Annotated in this window: 20 protein-coding genes; 11 read left to right on the top strand and 9 right to left on the bottom strand. The window is 66.9% G+C overall.

Going from position 1 to position 17990, the window contains the following annotated elements:
* Positions 1–93 precede the first annotated feature (93 nt).
* Positions 94–417: a hypothetical protein gene (locus JQX13_RS14670; protein WP_203409639.1), complete on the top strand. Its 324-nt coding sequence runs from the start codon at positions 94–96 to the stop codon at positions 415–417.
* Between the two features lie 6 nt (positions 418–423).
* Here JQX13_RS14670 and JQX13_RS14665 read toward each other — a convergent pair whose 3' ends face one another.
* Positions 424–936 (bottom strand): cupin domain-containing protein, encoded by a 513-nt coding sequence (locus JQX13_RS14665; RefSeq protein ID WP_203409638.1) that lies wholly within the window; start codon positions 934–936, stop codon positions 424–426.
* A gap of 283 nt (positions 937–1219) precedes the next feature.
* On the opposite strand from JQX13_RS14665, the gene JQX13_RS14660 reads away from it, so the two are divergent.
* Positions 1220–1759 (top strand): Uma2 family endonuclease, encoded by a 540-nt coding sequence (locus tag JQX13_RS14660; protein WP_203409637.1) that lies wholly within the window; start codon positions 1220–1222, stop codon positions 1757–1759.
* 45 nt (positions 1760–1804) lie between these two features.
* On the opposite strand, the gene JQX13_RS14655 is transcribed toward JQX13_RS14660, so the two are convergent.
* A complete protein-coding gene (locus JQX13_RS14655; RefSeq protein WP_203409636.1) occupies positions 1805–2512 on the bottom strand; it encodes a hypothetical protein in 708 nt (235 codons plus the stop codon).
* A 129-nt stretch (positions 2513–2641) separates the two neighbouring features.
* Between JQX13_RS14655 and JQX13_RS14650 the strand changes: the two genes are divergently transcribed.
* The 5 genes from JQX13_RS14650 to JQX13_RS56285 all read left to right on the top strand — a co-directional run bounded on the left by JQX13_RS14650 (position 2642) and on the right by JQX13_RS56285 (position 5225).
* A complete protein-coding gene (locus tag JQX13_RS14650) occupies positions 2642–2950 on the top strand; it encodes an ATP-binding protein (protein WP_203409635.1) in 309 nt (102 codons plus the stop codon).
* 223 nt (positions 2951–3173) lie between these two features.
* Positions 3174–4211: an AAA family ATPase gene (locus tag JQX13_RS14645; protein ID WP_203409634.1), complete on the top strand. Its 1038-nt coding sequence runs from the start codon at positions 3174–3176 to the stop codon at positions 4209–4211.
* 208 nt (positions 4212–4419) lie between these two features.
* Positions 4420–4551, top strand: a complete 132-nt coding sequence (locus JQX13_RS55910; RefSeq protein WP_343211090.1) for a hypothetical protein — start codon at positions 4420–4422, stop codon at positions 4549–4551.
* Positions 4552–4553: 2 nt separating this feature from the next.
* The gene (locus JQX13_RS14640) at positions 4554–5039 is read left to right on the top strand and encodes an SMI1/KNR4 family protein (protein ID WP_203409633.1); all 486 of its coding nucleotides are present in this window, start codon (positions 4554–4556) and stop codon (positions 5037–5039) included.
* 60 nt (positions 5040–5099) lie between these two features.
* Entirely contained in the window at positions 5100–5225 is a 126-nt protein-coding gene (locus tag JQX13_RS56285; RefSeq protein WP_430384175.1) for a hypothetical protein, read from the top strand.
* Positions 5226–5255: 30 nt separating this feature from the next.
* Here the strand turns inward: JQX13_RS56285 and JQX13_RS14630 are convergent, their stop codons facing one another.
* From JQX13_RS14630 to JQX13_RS14620, 3 genes are all read right to left on the bottom strand, one after another.
* The gene (locus JQX13_RS14630; RefSeq protein WP_203409632.1) at positions 5256–5792 is read right to left on the bottom strand and encodes a hypothetical protein; all 537 of its coding nucleotides are present in this window, start codon (positions 5790–5792) and stop codon (positions 5256–5258) included.
* A gap of 152 nt (positions 5793–5944) precedes the next feature.
* Complete coding sequence (locus JQX13_RS14625) at positions 5945–6679, bottom strand: Imm52 family immunity protein (RefSeq protein ID WP_203409631.1); 735 nt, start codon at positions 6677–6679, stop codon at positions 5945–5947.
* A gap of 11 nt (positions 6680–6690) precedes the next feature.
* Entirely contained in the window at positions 6691–7875 is a 1185-nt protein-coding gene (locus JQX13_RS14620) for a Tox-REase-5 domain-containing protein (protein ID WP_203409630.1), read from the bottom strand.
* A gap of 540 nt (positions 7876–8415) precedes the next feature.
* Here JQX13_RS14620 and JQX13_RS14615 point away from each other — a divergent pair.
* Positions 8416–8577: a hypothetical protein gene (locus JQX13_RS14615; RefSeq protein WP_203409629.1), complete on the top strand. Its 162-nt coding sequence runs from the start codon at positions 8416–8418 to the stop codon at positions 8575–8577.
* Entirely contained in the window at positions 8574–9380 is an 807-nt protein-coding gene (istB, locus tag JQX13_RS14610) for an IS21-like element helper ATPase IstB (RefSeq protein WP_203409628.1), read from the top strand. The genes JQX13_RS14615 and istB overlap by 4 nt, the downstream gene beginning before the upstream one ends.
* Here the strand turns inward: istB and JQX13_RS56280 are convergent.
* The 4 genes from JQX13_RS56280 to sitA5 form a co-directional block, all read right to left on the bottom strand.
* A complete protein-coding gene (locus tag JQX13_RS56280) occupies positions 9293–10255 on the bottom strand; it encodes an ankyrin repeat domain-containing protein (RefSeq protein ID WP_203409627.1) in 963 nt (320 codons plus the stop codon). The genes istB and JQX13_RS56280 overlap by 88 nt on opposite strands.
* Positions 10256–11015: 760 nt before the next feature.
* Positions 11016–13832, bottom strand: a complete 2817-nt coding sequence (locus JQX13_RS14595) for a M16 family metallopeptidase (protein WP_203409625.1) — start codon at positions 13830–13832, stop codon at positions 11016–11018.
* A 184-nt stretch (positions 13833–14016) separates the two neighbouring features.
* The gene (locus JQX13_RS14590; protein ID WP_203409624.1) at positions 14017–14649 is read right to left on the bottom strand and encodes a hypothetical protein; all 633 of its coding nucleotides are present in this window, start codon (positions 14647–14649) and stop codon (positions 14017–14019) included.
* An 11-nt stretch (positions 14650–14660) separates the two neighbouring features.
* On the bottom strand, positions 14661–16307 hold the full coding sequence (sitA5, locus tag JQX13_RS14585; protein WP_203409623.1) for a SitA5 family polymorphic toxin: 1647 nt from the start codon (positions 16305–16307) through the stop codon (positions 14661–14663).
* 434 nt (positions 16308–16741) lie between these two features.
* On the opposite strand from sitA5, the gene JQX13_RS14580 reads away from it, so the two are divergent.
* Together JQX13_RS14580 and JQX13_RS14575 are read left to right on the top strand one after the other, a co-directional pair.
* Complete coding sequence (locus JQX13_RS14580; protein WP_203409622.1) at positions 16742–17557, top strand: hypothetical protein; 816 nt, start codon at positions 16742–16744, stop codon at positions 17555–17557.
* A complete protein-coding gene (locus JQX13_RS14575) occupies positions 17554–17916 on the top strand; it encodes a tRNA-binding protein (protein ID WP_203409621.1) in 363 nt (120 codons plus the stop codon). Before JQX13_RS14580 ends, JQX13_RS14575 begins: the two co-directional genes overlap by 4 nt.
* Positions 17917–17990 lie beyond the last annotated feature (74 nt).

The raw sequence follows: 17990 nt of genomic DNA, 5'->3' as shown, positions 1-17990 counted from the left end.
TCCGCGGCGGGTTGCTGGACCTCCGACGCACCCTGCCTTGACGCGGCGTGAACCTCGGGAGAGACAGGGGCCTCCCTGCTGGGGGACTCCTATATGAAAAAGACCTTGTTGCTCCTGACGTGCCTGCTGTCCGCCGGCTGCATCACGAAGAAGGCCACGCAATTCGCGGTCCCGAAGGAGCGCGCCACCGAGTGCGTGGCGCACTGCAACGATTTGGACATGAAGCTCTCCGCGGTGGTCATCATCAGCAGCTCGGCCGGGTGCGTGTGCGAGCCGAGGGACGCGCAGGCGAGCACGGGCAACGGCGCGGCGGCGGTGGTGGGCGGCGCGATGATCGCCGAGGAGGAGGCGCGGCAGCAGGAGCAGCAGGAGCGGCAGCGGCGGCACCAGTCCCCCTCCATCCCGCGGAGCCAGTAGAGCGGCTCACTTCTGCTCGGGGAGGGTGAAGGACTCCACCGTGTCGAGCGGGCAGAGGGAGACGGTGCGACCGACGCGGACCATGCGCTTGTTGTCGCGAGGGAAGTCGGCGACCTCCATCTCGCGCCGCTCGCCGCCGGAGAGGTAGACGAGGTCCTCGGAGAAGGGGTTGCGCAGGTGGTGCCCGACGGACGGGGTGGGGAAGCCGAGGAAGTCACCGGGGCCCACCTCATGCTGCGCGTCGGCGATCTCCGCGATGCCGCGGCCGGACAGCACGTACATCCACTCCTCCTCGAGCTGGTGCGAGTGGAAGATGAAGGACTCCTTGCCGGGAGGGATGCGGAGCAGGTGCACGCCGGTGCGGCGCAGGCCCACGAGGTCGCTGAGTGAGTGGCCGTGAATCTCCGAGCGGGGGTTGAGCGGGTGCTGCTGGGACTCGGTGGGGATGCGGGCGCGGTCGGCGGCGCGCGAGAGCGGGGACTTGGGCGCGGCGGGGCTCTTCTCGGTCTTCTCGGACATGAGTCACTCCAGGTGGGTGTGAGGGGCCCGGGTTCTAATCCCTTCAGGGAGGTGAGCGAAGGAGATGGATGCTCCCTCTCCCCCTGGGAGAGGGTTGGGGTGAGGGTATCCAGGCCCGTTCTTCCAACCCGTGGCCCGATGGGGGAGACAGCCACCCGCGCGCATGCCCGGGCCGTGACAACGAGACGGAGGGTGACCTCGAAGGACATGTGGGGCTGCCGGATGTCAGCGGTAGGGTGTAGCCTTCGGGCATGAACCCTGAAACCAGCGGAGCACCGTGGACATGGGTGGCGACCCGAGACGCAAGAAGACCTACGCGGACCTGGAGGCGGTGCCGCCCCACCTCGTGGCGGAGCTGGTGGACGGCGAGCTGTACACGAGTCCCCATCCGGCCTCGCTCCATGCACTCGCACAGGGAGCGATCTACGGAGAGCTCCACGGACCGTTCAACCGGGGGAGGGGAGGACCGGGAGGCTGGCTGCTCCTCTTCGAGCCCGAGCTGCACGTGGGAGAGGACGTGCTGGTGCCGGACCTGGCCGGCTGGCGCCGCGAGCGCATGCCGGAGATGCCGCAGGTGGTGGGCTTCACGCTCGCGCCGGACTGGGTGTGCGAGGTGCTCTCTCCGTCCACGGCGGCGCTGGACCGGGAGAAGAAGATGAAGGTCTACGCCCGCGAGGGCGTGCGGCACCTGTGGATGGTGGACCCATTGAAACAGACGCTGGAGGTATACGGACGCGAAGGCGAGCGTTGGGAGGCATTGGGCGTGCACGCCGGCCAGGCCCTCGTGCACGCCGAGCCCTTCGCGTCCCCGCCACTGGAATAGGGCGTGCTCTGGGCGCGCTGACGCGGACGCCGTCTCCCGTTCACCTCAGGGCGAGGGAGGAACGGACACGGGGCCAGCCGGGAGCGCCTTGATTTCGCGCAGTCCCTCCACGACCTCTCTGTACATCTCGGAATGTGGACGCCGGGCCTGTGGGTGACTCGTCCAGACGAGCAGGGTGTCGAGCGCTTTGGGACGGAGCCAATACATGGGCGGTGTCGTCGAGGTCTTTTCCCAGGTGCTCCAGTGCTCGTCGAAGAGGATGGATTTGGCGATGTCCCCGACGCCACAGGCGATGATGATGTGGGGAGCGTAGAGGCGGATCTGCCGGATGAGGAACTGCCGGTCCCGATAGGCGGCGGCCCACATCTCCGAGTCGACGCTGGTCGCCTTGCCGCCACACTTGTTGAGATTGACGACGGCGATCTTCGAGATGGCCTCGCGCCGGGACTGGACGGTCGAGGCGGGGACGGACTCCCACGGAAGCCCGCCCTGGTGGATGCCATGGGTCCAATAGGAGATGACGGTCCACGTCGGGCCGATGCTACCGTCGCCCACCACGTCGAAGAGGTTCCAGGCCTCCGCGTTCTCGTCCGCGTTGACCTCCTTGAGGAGGAAGAGCACCCGAGGATGGGTGTTCCAGTACGACGAGCCCCTGGCCATCCCATCCGGGTAGAAGCGGCGGTTGCCCTGCGCGAGGTGCTGCTTCCACTCCGAGAACAGCGCCGCCTCTTCCTGCTCGATGCCCTGGTTCATGCGTTCCCCCTCTGAGCGCGGAGAGGTTCGCACCCCGTCAGGGAGCACACAACCCGGATGGGGCAGGTACAACCTTCGTGGTACACCGCCTGCATCTGGCGCCGAGGTGGGCACCCTTCGAGGAGCGACATGGCCACGAAAAGCCGGGGAAGCTCACAGCAGCCCAAGCGCGTACGGGCTGGCTCACGCAAGCAGGCACCCTCTCAGCCCCTGCCCGTGTACTTCCTTTCATTGACCCTGAAGAACGTGCGCTGCTTCGGGCCCGAGCAAACCCTGAAGCTCTCCGATGACCAAGGACGTCCGGCGAGATGGACGGTCATTCTTGGTAACAACGGCATAGGCAAGACGACCCTGCTGCAGGCGCTCAACGGCTTTGAACCTGTTCCGTCACGCTCGTTTGTCTGTTCAGCTCAAAGCTGGAAATCTGCCATCCAATGACAGCACTCAAGGACATCAAGCCGGATTCTCATATCAACTGACATCACGCACAGCAGGCTCCAATAGTGCGACGATTGCCGCTAATTTCGTCAATCTGGCGTGCTACGGCTATGGGGCGACCCGCAGGTTGGGTGCTGGTTCATTGTCTGACCAGAAAGCGTCTGGTCCCAGCGATAGCCTCTTCTTCGAGGACGTACCGCTGAGAAATGCGGAAGAGTGGCTCTTGCAAGCCGATTACGCTGCCAGCAAGGGCTCACATGAACGAGGTGCGCAGGGCGAAGCCATCCAGCGGAGGGATCGCATCAAGCAACTCCTGCTCGATCTGCTCCCGGAGGTGAGTGACTTGCGCTTCGCACCTCCCGACGCGGACAACCCGATGGCCAGGGTGGAGGTACAAACACCTTACGGGTGGGTCGGGATGCGGAACCTGAGCCTGGGCTACCGGACGCTCATCGCCTGGATGGTGGACCTCGCGAGCCGCCTGTTCGAGCGCTACCCCGAGAGCCCCAACCCGCTAGCTGAACCGGCGGTAGTGCTCGTTGATGAAATCGACCTCCACCTGCATCCGACGTGGCAGCGCCAGCTCATCGGGTACCTGACCGAGCGATTCCCCAACACCCAGTTCATCGTGACCGCGCACAGTCCGCTCGTCGTCCAGAGCGCCACGGATGCGAACATCGTGGTCCTGAAGCGAGAGGGCGACCATGTTGTCATCGACAACGATGTGGAGTCCATCCGCGGCTGGCGCGTGGACCAGCTCCTCACGAGCGACCTGTTCGGATTGGAGACGGCCCGGCCGCCGCAGCTCGAGGATTTCCTCAAGGCGCGGACCGCGCTCCTCTCCAAGCCCCGACTGACGAAGAAAGACGAAGCCAGAGGCAAGTGCGCCTTCTGCGAATCGCAACTCGCCCATATCTCCTACGGAGACGTCGAGCACTTCCGTCCCAAGGCGGGGTGGCGGCAGGAGGAAGGAGGGCCACTCGGTCGGCCCGGTTATTACTGGCTCGCCTACGAATGGACGAACCTGTTCCTGGCCTGCACGCTCTGCAATCAGCAGTTCAAGAGGAACCTGTTCCCCTTACGGACTCCCTCGCGGCGAGCCCGAAGCCACAGTTGGCTCCAACACACGCGCGAACTCGCAGGCAACCCATCAGGGGTGGCCATCACCACGGGGAATTCCCATGAAGCAGGGCTGGAGGGTGGTACTACTTGTGCTCCTCGCGGGGTGTGGCTGCCTCTTCCTCTTGCCCATGGACGTTGAGGCTGGGAGTCGCTACGGCATCTATCACTGCAGCTGCAACTACACCGAGTTGTCGAAGGAAGAAAACGAGTCCCAGCGAGATAGATGGGACGCCTTCAGAGCCTCGTTCCGGGATGATTGGTCAAAGAAGTTCGGGCAGTGGCCCATCGAAAACGGGGACAATTGGCCAGGGCACCATGTCCATGACCTGAAGCACGGTGGCAACCCGGTGGACCGCAACAACATCATTCCCGCGCAGCCGGGTGTGCATAAGGTCTTCACCAAGGCGTACCCCGCTTGTTACGGCGGTCAACCCCCCTGGAATACGGTGGGGCCCGACCTGCCCTACACGGACGACTGACGATGGCCACACCCATGAGCCGCCTGCTCGAAGAGGTCTCCCGCGATCACTTCCCGTATCCACCCGCCACGCCCGAGGAGCTCGAGGCGTTCGAGCGGAGGGTGGGGTGGCGTCTGGACCCGGACCTGCGGGCCTTCTATCTGCATTGCAACGGGGCGGAGTTGTTCAAGCAGCGGCCAGGTTGCCCTTACCGCATCCTCCCCTTGTCCGAGCTCATCCGGGCGCGGGTGGCCATCCACGACGAAGACGATGACCGGTGGGGTCCCGCCTCCGTGTATGCACTCTGCTACGTTCAGGACGGCGATTACGTGGTGGTGGATGTGGGCCGCCAGGAGAACGGACGTTACCCCCTCGTCGATGGCTGGCATGAAGCATGGCCGGACCCGAGGCAATGCGGCCAGATTGCCAGTTCCTTCTCGGAGTTCTTGGAGGAGGCAGTGAAGAGCAAGGGGCGCCAGTTCTGGTTGAAGCGTGCCGCTGGGCGTTGAGCGGTACGGCTGCCGTCGATACCCGACTTGCCCTACACGGACAACTGACGATGGCCCCCCATGAGCAGCTTGCTCGAAGAGATTTCCCGCAAGCACTTCCCGTATCCGCCCGCCACGCCCGAGGAGATCGAGGTATTCGAGCCAGTGCACGGCCTACTCGCGCGCGCCCCGGGGCTACGGGTGTAGAGCGACAGCAAAATTGACCCCCTGGCGACACTAAAACCGACCCCCTCCCGGAGCCCCCTGAACCAGGGAGGTAACCTCGATGAAAAAGGCGAGCACGTCCGGTTGGATGTAGTGCTCCTCCTCGTCCTTGGACGCCAGGGTGAGGTCCACATCCACCGCGACAATCGCCGGCCTTCCGAGTGTCCTGAGCCGGTTCTCCCACTCGGAGCCCACATGCGAGTAGATGGCCTCGCCGCCCCAGATGCCGAGGAGGTTCTCGACGGCCTCGGCGTCGTCCATGATCTGCCGGCATGAGAAGAGGCACACCTTCCCCTCGCGGCCCAGCTCCTCCCCGAGTGCGAAGGCGTGTCCCTTGCGGAATCGCGCGGACTCCGTTCGGGTGATTACCTTGGACTTGAGCGATCTATCGATGCGCTGCAGCACCAGCTCCGGCGTGAGCCTTCTCAGTCCCTCCGCGCGAATGCCGGCGAACTCGTGCTCGAGCAGGCGCGTGCAGTGGTACGCACGAATGGTGGAGCTTCGCAGCAGCCCCCGGAACCTCTCCTCGGCCTCGGGGCATGATCTCATGGTCGTACCGCACCCTGCCTTTGTAGGTCGCTGCCGCCCGTTGAACGAACTGGGCGACCTCGGCGGGCCAGGTCCTCCTGTCATCCGGGTCAATCCGATCCATGTTGGGTCCCTCCTGCGGCCAGCTGTTTCTTCCGGGGCTGCGCGCCGCCTCACGCCTTCCGCCTGGAAGCCGGCGGCACCATCAACCGGAACAGCCCACGCTCCTCAAGCGCCCTCTGCACGCTCCAAGCGAGCGCCACGTGCTCCGGTTTGCTTGGAGTAAGGCGCTCGGGCGTGAGGGTGACGAGGGTGCCCGTCTCGCCCACGGGCTCAACGCGCACCGGCGGAGGGAGGACAGGCACCTCGCCCCGATCCCGCGAGAAGTACGTCATCCAGCCCACGAAGCAGCCGAGCTGACTGCCGCCGGAGAGCTCCTCCCAAAGCCCGTCCGCCGTCGCCACTGCCCACTCAGGCTCCCAGGCCACGGCAACGGCACGCATAGCACCAGAGACGACAGGCTCCGTGACTACGCGCTCCTGGCCCAGGGCCTCCTTGGGGAAGAAGATCCAGAGACGGTTCGGCGAAAACTCCGCCTTCGACCCACAGGCGAGCATGACCATTCCGCCCCGGCCCTGTTCCAAGTGTCCGGTCCATGCTCCGAAATCAAAACCATCATCTCCACGCTGGTACTTCTCACGGCCGAAGAACCTCACAAAGGTGTCGCGGGTGGGCTCAAAGCCGAGCTGTAGGGCCTTACGAGCGGAGTTACTCTGCTCATACCAGCGGGCGAAGTCGGGATGGCACTCCCCAAGGAGGCGGAAGAATGTCTCGGCCCGCCCCGCGCACTCCTCAGCCGACTCTGGGCGGTGCCCCCAATACGCTTTGATTCCGTACCTCTCGCTCATGCTTGGCGGCCTCACTTCACCGGTTGAGTGTAAACCACCTCTATGGACTGAAAGCCTTCGGCATCGAAATACTTCCGAAGGACGGACACCATCCGCGGCTCGGCGACATGCCAACGGACTGGCCGCCCGGCAGCCATCCGAAACTGACGCCCGGCCTGCTTCAGCATGCCCCTTATGCCCTCGTAGAAATCGTGCGTGGGGTTGAGGTCCTCGTCGAACCACTTCTGGTACCCACGCGCCTTGGCCTCGAGCAGTGTGCCCGTCTTCGGGTCGAATCCGTCAAAGTCCACGAAGTCGTCCCCGCGTGTCACCCTGTATGCCCACCCTTTCGGGGCTCCGGTCACCTGGGCTTGGTAGTCCCGGGCCTGCTCCGACATGCTGGAGGTGTCCTCAATCCACAGCCCGGGCCCGCCAACCGGAGGCCACCCACTACCGCCTCCCGCGCCCTGGGCGCCGGTATGGGCCATGTGCAGAACGTAGGTGGCACTCAACGCTGGCGCCGCCGCGGTGACAACGCGCCCCACGGGCACCGCGACCAACCGCACCGTCAGGAGCCCATCGCGCGTAAGCGACAGCAGGGGCACCGTGAGGCTCCCGAGCTTCCCGCTCCAGGCAGCCACCTTCGCAGTTCCAGCACCGGCCGTACCCACCGTCAGCACCGCGCCCGTGGCAAGCCGCGACACGGTTCGCACCTTCTCCGCGTAGGGCTTGTGACGGAACTCCTCCCAAAGCTGCGGCGAGTTCTCGTAGAGCTGCCTCACCGCGCCAGGGAACTGCGCCAGCCCCTCAAGCGTCTCGCCCGTGTAGAAGACGAGCCGGTAGAGGCCTTCCACCATGTCCACCACCGCGAGCACCGCTCCATCGGCCACCGCGAGCGCCGGGTTGTCGTCGGGCTCGTAGAGGCCCGCCGGACGCGCGCCTTTGGGAACCTCGAGCCCCTGGTCCACCGGGAAGAGGCGCCCTCCCTCGATGGCGTAGAACGGTCCCACCTCGAAGCGCCCGGCCCGGAGCGTGCCGTCCTCGGCGAGCACGACCTGACCGGCCTTCTGGACCGCTACTCCCGTCGTGGCCCTCACCAGGTATCCGTCCGGCCGAAGCACCAGCAGCCGCGAGAAGCGGCGCATGCGCGCGTGGAACTCGTCTCTCGTCACCACCTCGCCACCCGCGGCCACCTCCAAGAGCAGGTGTGCCGCCATACGGCGCAGCCCGAAGTTGCCCAGTGTCTGTCGATGATCACCGAGAAGCGCGGGAATTTGGACGAGCCGGGCGTCGCGGCCTGAAACTGGCGGGCAGAGGTAGGTGGAGGTAGCGAAGAGGGCCGGGACGAGGGCGCCAAAAAGAAGAGGGCCCGGAGCTGGTACCTCCGGACCCTCAGGCCGAATCACGGGGACGCGATGCGGGAGGAGCACGCTCGCACGAGGCCGTGAGCGAGTCGAATTTCCAGGCGTCTCAAGCCTGGGGACGCGTGGACTCACTGCGGATGGCGCAGTGCGCGCTCGGCACCTGCCGGGCACTCTTCTACCTGTTACCGCGCAGCTTAGATGGGGGAGAGCGGCCGGGAATTGGACCGACTGGATGATGGGAGGAGCCGTGGGGGCGTGGGGCGGCCCATCACCCAGCAGGTTCGGGTCAAGGCATGACGGGTGAGGTAGTGCGCAGTACCAGGAGGGCGGGGCCCGTGCGGCAGGGAGTGCCGCTCCGAGGGCCCAGGGTGGGCGCGGAGAAAAAGGAGGCCCGTGACGTGTAGGCAGCACGGCACGGGCCAGGGCTCCGCGCAGACAGTGGAGAAAGAGAAGCGGAGCAGCCGAGAAATCATCCGGGTGGCGCTGCCAGTCAAGAGTTGGGAGCAGGGGCCACCGGACGTGGTGGAGCAGGGCGCGAAGCGAGGTGCGGTATGAGCCACGAGCTGGTGCACGCGCGCGTGCTCGAGCACCTGGAGAGACTGCGCCTGGGACACCTGGCCGAGCGGCTGGACGCGATGCTGGCGGAGGCGGCGCGCGGTGAGCCCACGTACCTGGACTTCCTCGACGCGCTGCTGCGCGAGGAGGTGGGAGCCAAGCAGCGCAAGCGGGTGAGCATGGGAATCACCATCGCGCACTTCCCCACGGTGAAGACGCTGGAGGACTTCGACTTCAAGGCGCAGCCCTCGGTGGACCAGAAGCTGGGGCGGGAACTGGCCACGGGGCGATTCATCGCCCAGGCGGAAAACGTCCTGCTCTTCGGCCCGCCGGGCGTGGGTAAGACGCACCTGGCCATTGGACTGGGCCGGGCGGTGGTGGAGGCCGGGCACCCGGTACTCTTCACCAGTGCCACGGCGCTGCTGGCGGCGCTGGCCAAGGCCGAAAGCGAAGGGGCGCTCAAGGACAAGCTCAACTACTTCGCCAAGCCGAAGCTGCTGGTGGTGGACGAGCTGGGCTACCTGCCCTTCGAGAAGCGCAGCGCCCACCTCTTCTTCCAGTTGGTGGCGCGTCGCTACGAGAAGGGCAGCATGCTACTGACCACCAATCAGATGGTGGGCCAGTGGGGCGGCGTCTTCGGAGATGACGTGCTGGCCGCGGCCATCCTCGACCGGCTGCTGCACCACAGCCACACGCTGCTCATCCAAGGCGACAGCTACCGGTTGAGGCTGAAGAGGAAGGCCGGGCTGATGGGCCGAGGCACGCCGCAGGCCACCGGCGCAGGTGCAGAATCCGAGCGATGAGCCTCGGAAGACGCCTCCGCTCGCCCTCGCTCGAGAAGCAGCGAGGGCGAGCTCCGGCGGACGAAGGACGCAGAACGACGTAGCATCTCGATGTAGGAAAACGGGTCCTGGGAGGGGGTCAGTTTTAGTGACGTAAGGGGGTCAAAAATTCCTGTCGCCTGACAACGGGAGTACGCCGCGATGACCCGCGCATTCCTGTGCAGGTGCTCACGGACCCCCTGGAAACACGAAGAGGGAGAGGGCCCTCGCGTCACCCCGCGCGAACGACTCGCGAGCAGGGCCGCCGCCGCGTCCCAGGCGGGCTGGTTCTCGGAGGTTCGCGGCGGCAGGTGTTCCCGTGCGGTCCGCCGGCCGAGGTCGAGCACCTCCGGATCCGCTCCCGCCTGGAGCAGGAGATCCAGCATGGGCACGTCGAGCCGACTCGCCGCGAGCCCGAGGGCCGTCATCCAACCCAATCCACCAGCCTCGTTGATGCTCCGAGTGGCGCCACAGCGCAGGAGGAGGGAGGCCATCGCGTGCTCTCCCTGCTCCACGCAGGCGCGTAGAGGCGAATCCCCCTCGCTGCCTCTGAAGTTGGGATCCGCGCCAGAGGCGAGAAGTATTCGCACCGCCTCGGATAGCCGCCGGAAGACGGCCATGCGCAATGGTGTCGCATTCCGGTCAGCGCCCAATCCATCGACACGCGCACCGTGCCTGAGGAGCAGAACGAGCGCGTCGACCGGGCCCCCATACTCCAGTTCCTCGACAGCCGCATGCAGAGGCATCCACCTGGGCCATTCCTCTTTGACGGCATTCGGGCCGGCACCTCCATCCAGAAGGGTGGCCAACCGCTCCAGGTCGTGCTCCTCGATGGCCGCGAAGAGCTCTATTGGCATGACTCTCACAGTTCCGCCATGGGATGACCGGGTGCACAGTTCACCGTCTCGAGCGACCGACATTGCTCGAGCCCATTCTCATATTGGCCCAGGACTTCTTGGTGTCGGATGTCGGGCCCCCCTCCGAAACACTCGTCCTGGATGAACCGCCGGATGTTGATGCAGTTCCGCAGTGCCTGAATGCGCTGCCGGATTTGGGAACAGGGCATCCTGGCAAGCCGCTTGGCGCTGTGACTGGCCGTGCTACAGCTCGCCCCTGGCATGGCATTGCCTATCCGGTTCTTCTCGGCCTGAAGGTGCTCGAGCACCGCGTCTTCGCAGGTCTGATTCGGGTGGCGCCGCACGCCCGCTCCAGAAACGAACCGGGACTCCGGAGAGGACCTCTCCCTCCAACTCGCTCGGCCACAGGAGAATGGCCAGTATGGCCACGGGTACGTCCAGCAGACGAGCCGCGGGATGAGAGGGGGCACGCACGCGCGTACCGGGCTCCACGGGCGCTGGGCGTTGCACAGGCGGCGGCCTGGACCCCATAGCCAGCCGGAACGTTTGGCGTGGCACACCCGGAGAATAGCATCAGGAGGACAAGGCCTCTTGGAAGGCGGGGGAACGGCCATGGCCTGACGCTAGACCGGTTCCCAGACGTCCCACAGCGGGCCTGGTATGCCCCGTGAGCTCATACGACACAGGGTGAGCGCCGTCGCGAACCCGTGGTCCGCGCGACCCTCACCCCGTCCCTCTCCCGGGGGGAGAGGGGAGATGACTACGGCGTGGGCACAGGGGCCCTGGCCTTCTTCTCCGCTCCCGCGAAGTCGCCGGCCTTGACCACCGTCACCTTCTTCCAATCCAGGTACTTCGAGAGCGCCGTGCGCACGTCGTCCGGCCCGAGCGCGCTCATGCGCTTCTCGAACGCCGCGTCGAAGTCCAGCGTGCGCCCGTAGTACAGGTACGCCGCCAGCGTGCGCGCCAGCCCTCCGTCGTCCGAGCGGTTCGTCCGCCGGTACTCCAAGAGGCCCGCGCGCGCCTTCTCCAGCTCGTCCGCGGTGAAGCCCTTGTTCTGCACCTTCTCCAATTCCTCTCGCACCGCCGTCTCCAGCTTGCCCGCGTTCTGCGGCGCGTAGATGGCGTACGTGGAGAACGAGCCCACCGGATCCATCGCCCCCGCGGACAGCGAGCTGCTCACCCCGTAGGACAGGCCCTCCTGCTGGCGCACGCGCGTGGCCAGGCGCGAGTTGAGGAAGCCCCCGCCCAGCAGGAAGTTGCCCAGCACCAGCGCCGGGTAGTCCGGGTTGTCATCCCGCAGGCTCAGCCCCTGGCCCGCGAGGAACAGCGCATTGGCCTTGTCCGGCGTCTCGAGCACCAGCGCCTGCGTGCCCGTCTTGTACGGCTGCGCGGGGATGCGCGCGTACGGCGCGGGGCTCTTCCAGTCCCCGAAGAGCTCGGCGACCTGCTTCTTCAGCGCCTCCGCGTCGAAGTCACCCACGGCGGCGAGCTCGCCCTGCGAGGCCCCGTAGAAGTCGCGGTAGAAGGCACGCGCCTGCTCCAGGGTCGTCTCCTTCACGCCCTGGATCGCCTCCTCCAGCGAGTCCGCGTAGTACGGGTGCCCCTTGGGGTAGGGCGAGAGCGCGCGCGAGTAGGCGATGCGGCCCTGGGCGTTGGGCTCGCTGCGCTGCGATTCCAGCGCGGCCAGCCGCTCCTCCCGCAGGAGCGCGAACTCCTTCGGGTCGAAGGCCGGCTCGCGCAGCACCTCGGCCACCAGCTTCATCACCTCGGCGAGGTTCCGCCGCGGCACCTCGAGCGACACACTGGCACCGGTGGCGCCGCCGTCCACGCCCACGCGCGCCTTGAGCTTGTCGAAGGCATCGCGCAATTCCTGGCGGCTGTGCTTGCGCGTGCCGCGCATGAGCATCCTCCCGGCGTAGTCGGCCGCTTCACTCCTGTTCCACACGGCCTTCTCGGTGCCCCAGCGCAGGTTGAGCGTGAGGCTGACCATCTCGCCGCGCGTCTTCTTGGGCAGCAGCGCGAGCTTGAGCCCGGCCGCCTGTGAGCGCCGCACGCGCTTCTCGATGTTGGCGGGGGAGGGGTCGAAGGCCTCGCCCTGGACCACCTCGCCGCGGCCCTTGTAGCCCTCGAGCAGGGAGGCCACGTCGACGCTCGCGGGCATCTCCGCGCGGTCCGGCTTCGCGGTGGGGAGGAACTGGCCGAGCGTGCGATTGGAGGACTTGAGGTACTGCCCGGCCACGCGCGTGACGTCGGCGGGGGTGACGGCTTCAATGCGATCCCGGTGGAGGAAGAGCAGACGCCAATCGCCGATGGCGGCCCACTCGGAGAGCTGGATGGCGGCGCTCTCCGAGTCATTGAGCATCAGCTCGATGTACTTGAGCAGCGCCGTCTTCGCGCGGTCCACCTCGTCCTGGGTGAAGGGGGTGCGCGCGGCCTGCTCGACCGTCTCGAGCAGGGCCTCGCGGGCGGCGTCGAGCGGCTGGCCCTCGCGGACCTCGGCGGAGAAGGCGAGCACGCCGGGGTCGTGGAGCTGGAAGTTGTAGGCGTGGGCGCTCGCGGCCTTCTTGGGCTCGACGAGGGCCTTGTAGAGGCGGCCGGAGGGGGCGTTGCCCAGCACGTGCGTGAGCACGTCGATGGCGGCGAAGTCGGGGTGGGCGCCCTGGGGCACGTGGTAGACGGCGGCGAGCGCGCTCACGTCGCCCACGCGGCGCAGGGTGACGTGGCGCTCGCCATCCTGGGTGGGCTCCTCGGTGTACGTGACGGGGAGGGGCTCGGCGGGCTTGCGCAGACGGCCGAAGGTCTTCTGGACCTCGGCGAGTGCCTTCTGGGGCTCGAAGGCGCCGGCGATGACGAGCATGGCATTATCGGGCCGGTAGTACTTGCGGTAGAAGGCCTGGAGCCGCTCGATGGGCACGTGCTCGAGGTCCGCGCGGCTGCCGATGGTGGACTTGCCGTAGTTGTGCCAGAGGAAGGCGGCGCTCATGACGCGCTGGAAGAGGATGCGCGAGGGATCGTTCTCGCCGCGCTCCAATTCGTTGCGCACCACGGTCATCTCGCTGTCGAGGTCCTTCCTGGCGATGAAGCTGTTGACCATGCGGTCCGCCTCGAAGGCGAGGGCCCAGCGCAGGTTGTCGTCGGAGGCGGGGAGCGTCTCGTAGTAGTTGGTCCGGTCCAGCCAGGTGGTGCCATTGGGACGGGCGCCGCGCTGGGTGAGCTCCTGGGGGATGTTCTTGTGGGTGGGGGTGCCCTTGAAGAGGAGGTGCTCGAGGAGGTGGGCCATGCCCGTCTCGCCATAGCCCTCGTGGCGGGAGCCGACGAAGTAGGTGACGTTGACGGTGACGGTGGGCCGGGTGGGGTCGGGGAAGAGGAGGACGCGCAGCCCGTTGTCGAGCCGGTACTCGGTGATGCCCTCGACGCTCGTGTAGGGAGCGGGCGAGGCGGCCTTCGATCTGTCACGGGGCTGGGAGGCGGCCTTCGCGGGAGGCGATGCGGGGGCGGCGGGCCCCCTGGCGAGCGCGGGAGCGGAGGCGACGAGGAGGGCCGCGACGAGGAGGCGGAGGCGCGAGGGGAGGGACATGCGGGGAGGCCTGCTTTCGCGAGGGAGTTCCAGAAGTGCGTCTGGAGGCTACCAACCGGACGAGCCAGGACCGTGTTCCCGAGAGGGGAGGAAGAGCCAACGCCCAGGGCTGAACGGAGCGGGTGTGGGCGGGAGGGCACTCGGGCCATTCCCCCGCCCCGTGGAGTGCGGCGCACCGGCTCCGTCAGTAGACGATGCAGTCGAACTTCTCGATGACGGCCCGGAGCTCCTCCGCCGTGGTCTCCATGCGCTCGGCGACCGAGGGGGCATGATAGGTCAGCGCCCGGGTCGGGACCGGTTCGGTGTGCAGGTCCTCGATGATGACGCGGCCAAACCGGCCCGGCCACTGGACGCTGTTGAGCTCACGGCTTCTTCCAATGGGGTCGAGGATGGTGAAGCAGGGCCACCTGGGAAAGCGGAGGGTGGCGGGGTCGGAGCCCATGATGCGGCAGGCATCCAGGCGGGCCTCGGTGAAGTCACAGTCCTCGATGGAGCCGTGCTGATACCAGGGCAGGCTCATGTAATCAGGCCAGTGGCCGAAGTCGCACCCCCGCAGCCGCCCCTTGAAGCGGCAGCCCTTCAGGGACGCGGCCACCCAGCTCTGGTAGTTCTTCAACTCCTGCTTCACCTCGAAGGTGCAGTCGATGAAGTGGGGCAGCTTGAAGCTCAGGTGCCGAGCGGACACCTTCAGCACGAGGGTACAGTTCTTCAGTGTCAGGTTGGGGCCGAGGATGTAGTTCGCCTTGTTGTCCGTCAGCTCCAGCCGCTCGTTTGTGATTTCCCGGTCCGAGAAGACGACGTTACCGAGCCGATCCATGGCTACCCCTTTCAGAAGGTGAGCATCCGAAAGAACTCGCCGGCCATGCGCCTACCATGCCGCGCCAGATTCGACGCCGTTCCGGAGAGAATCTCGTACCGGGTGCCCGTTGCCGGGTCAACCACGTCGACGCCCTTCCCCAGGCTGAAGTCGTAGAGGTGATCGAACTGCGCTTTCACCTTCACTTGCACGTAGCGCCCCCGGGCCTCACGTTCCAGCAGGCGCGCCAGCCAGTATTCGCCCTTGTCCAGAGCCTTCTTGATGGCCTCTTTCTCCTCTTTCGAGAGTCTGTGGGGCCCCCACTCCTTCGCGGCCCGGGTGACGGCCTCCTGGAGCATGTCCCCCACCTTGTCCGCGGCGGGAATGTCTGCGGCCGACTTGCCGCGTGGCAGGTGCCAGCGCTGGCCGTCGCTGAGTTGCACCTGCCGGTTGCCGCCCCGGTGATGCATGACGGTTTCGGCGGAGCGGCCTCCAGGGGCCGTTCCCACCCCGGAGCCCCGACCCTTCTTGAACGTCACCACCGCCAGCGGGCCCCGCGGTGAAGTGGCCACCGTCTCCACCGCCGCCACGGCCTTGACCAGGGCGCCCTCCGTCGCGAGCGCCGTCTCCACGGCCTCCACTCGCTTCATGACGGCGGCGCCGCCCTGCGCCTCGAACCGCGCTCGCGCGAGGTCGAATCGCGGAAGCGACTTCACCCGCGGCAGCACCTGCCCGAGCGTGTGCCCGCTGAGAGTCGCCACGGCGAGAATCATGGCCCTCGCCGCGTCCTCGCCCAGCACCTTGCCGAACTCCCCACCCGCCGCGCGCAGTTCCTCGAAGGTGGTGGCGTGGTGCGCCGTGTCGGCCATGCGGGCCCAGCCGTCCATCAGCCCGTACACCGTCTCGAGCCCCAGGTAGCCCATCAAGAGGAGGGTCAGGCTCGCGGCCAGGGCCTTGGTGATCGGCTCGGGCACCACCCACATCATGCAGTAGAGCGCCACCGTCCAGACGACCAGGGACACCAGTGCCCGCGCGTCCAGCAACTCGCCCGCGAGGGCCGCGCGCGTCTCGTCGAGCACGGTGCCGAAGGCCAGCGCCAGGGCCAGCGTGCGCCGATCCTCCGTGCGCAGGTAGGGCCCGTCGTCCAACAGGCCCAGGCAGTCACCGCCGCCCTGGTGCGCACACCACCGGAGGTACCTCTCCTCGAGGGCTGCTTCAGCCCGGGGGGTGAGGACAACCGGGCCCTCCTGGCGCTCGGGAATGAAGGTGAGGCCCTCGCCGCGGTACGACTCCAACATCCAGTCGCCCGTGGCCGCCACCCTGGGAGCGTCCGGGGATCCTTCCAGGAGACTCAGCAACTCGTGGGCGGCCCGCCGGGGCGTCTTCGCGCCCAGCCGCACGTCGCGGGAGAGGCGCAGGAAGGTCCGCTGGAACTCGGCCCTGGGAATGGGCACCGGCCGGGTAGCGACGGTGCCGGGCTCCATGAAGTCCACGACATAGGCAGTGGCGGACTCGAGGCCGGGCTCCGCCGTGACGGCCCCACGCGCAGGGAGGGCCGATGGGGGCGTGAGCGAGCCGTGGCGATAGCCCTCGAGGAGGCCGCCGTGTGGAGCGCCCGTGGCACACGCGAACTGGAAGAAGACGATGAGGGCCCAGGCTCCAAGCCTGAAACAAACCATCGGGTTGTCCGGGCGTGAAGGCCGCTCAGGCAATCCATTGCATGACGCGGTGAGTGCATCCCACGAGGCGCAGCGGGAGCTCGCCTTGCTCGCGATTGAGCACGAAGCGGACACCTGGCGTCTTGATGTGGCGCTCCTCGCTCCAGGCCGTTTGAAAATGTCTGCCCCTGGCGAACTCCCCGGGCCCTGCAAAGACAGACCCAACACCGGCCTACGGGGTTTCCACATCAGGGTATTCCTCTAGCGCCGGACTCCATTCCAGCTCAATACCCGCAATACTCGCGCAAAATGCCAAAACAGTAAAACTTGTTTGACAAGTGAACACACCTCATGGCACATCGCGTCCAACTCAATGACGTGGCGCAACGCCATCCCGACGGAATTAACGAGCGTCTGTTCATGCGTTGAGACCATCGAACAACTGGAGAAGCCTCATGTCGCTCACGCAGCAGACCCCCATGACGGCGGCGCTGGATATGGTTGGAGTCACCTCTTCCACCTACCAGCGTCTCAATGACATCATCGACAGCCGCTACTCGCCCCACCCCTTCGAGGCGGGCGTGGAGTCGCAGCACCTCCGGCCACTGCTCCAGAACTACCTGGCCATGTCCCAGGCCTTCCCCTACCTGCAGGCCGGCGCGCAGAAGGAGCTCATCTTCGACGCCATCCAGAACGACCATGACGTTCCGGAGGATGTGGAGATCACCTCCGTCGTAGGCAACTACCTGTGCTGGGACGAGACGGGTGGCCACTTCACCCTCACCCGCCATGGCATCTCCGGGCTGCCGCGCATCCTGGAGACGCGCAAGACGTTCCACGCCAACCACCTGCGCCGCGACATCGAGCGGCTGGTCGGCACCGCGCGTCCCAGCTACGCCCCGGTGACGCGGGAGTACCTCACGGACCTCTACGAGGGCCTGGCGCACGCCTCGTCGCTCGAGCGGTGCGCGACGATGGTCGCCTTCGAGCTGCACGCCCAGCGGATGATCAGCGGGCTGTGGGGCGCGCTCGCCGCCGCCCACCCCGACATCCAGAAGGACGAGCTGAGCTACTTCCGCATCCACGTGGGCGGAGAGGACCCGGCCGAGCCCTACCACGTCGCGCTCACCTGCGGGATGCTCGAGCGGCTCGTGCCCCCGGAGCAGCAGGAGAAGTTCCTGGAGCGCTTCGAGGTGCGCTACGCGCGCAACGTGGCCTGGTGCCGCGACATCCGGCACCTGGGCGAGGCCAAGGTGGTCGGGAAGTCATGAGCGAGCCATCCGCCTCCACTCCCGCCCCTCCCATCTCCTTCGAGCACTTCCTCGGCGTGGACATCCGGGTGGGGCGCGTGGTGTCGGCGTCGCTCAACCCCAAGGCCCGCAAGCCCGCCTACGTGCTCGTCATCGACTTCGGGCCGCTCGGCCAGCGCACCACCTCCGCGCAGATCACCGCCAACTACCGCCCCGAGCAGCTCGTGGGGCGGCAGGTGGTGGCCGTCTGCAACTTCCCGCCCAAGAACGTGGCGGGAGTCACCTCCGAAGTGCTCGTGCTGGCCGCGGTGTGCCCTGATCGGGGGACGGTGCTCCTGTCCCCGGATCAGCCCGTGAGCGAGGGCGTGCGCATCCTCTGAAGTCCCTGAAGTCGAGGTCCCTGAAGTCGAGGTCCCCGAAGTCTTCGAGCCGGACCCGCCCCGGCGTACGCCCC

Source organism: Archangium violaceum (assembly GCF_016859125.1).
GTDB classification, from domain to species: domain Bacteria; phylum Myxococcota; class Myxococcia; order Myxococcales; family Myxococcaceae; genus Archangium; species Archangium violaceum_A.
The sequence above is the reverse complement of the archived record's forward strand: the minus strand, read 5'-3'. Positions and strand labels throughout refer to the sequence as shown.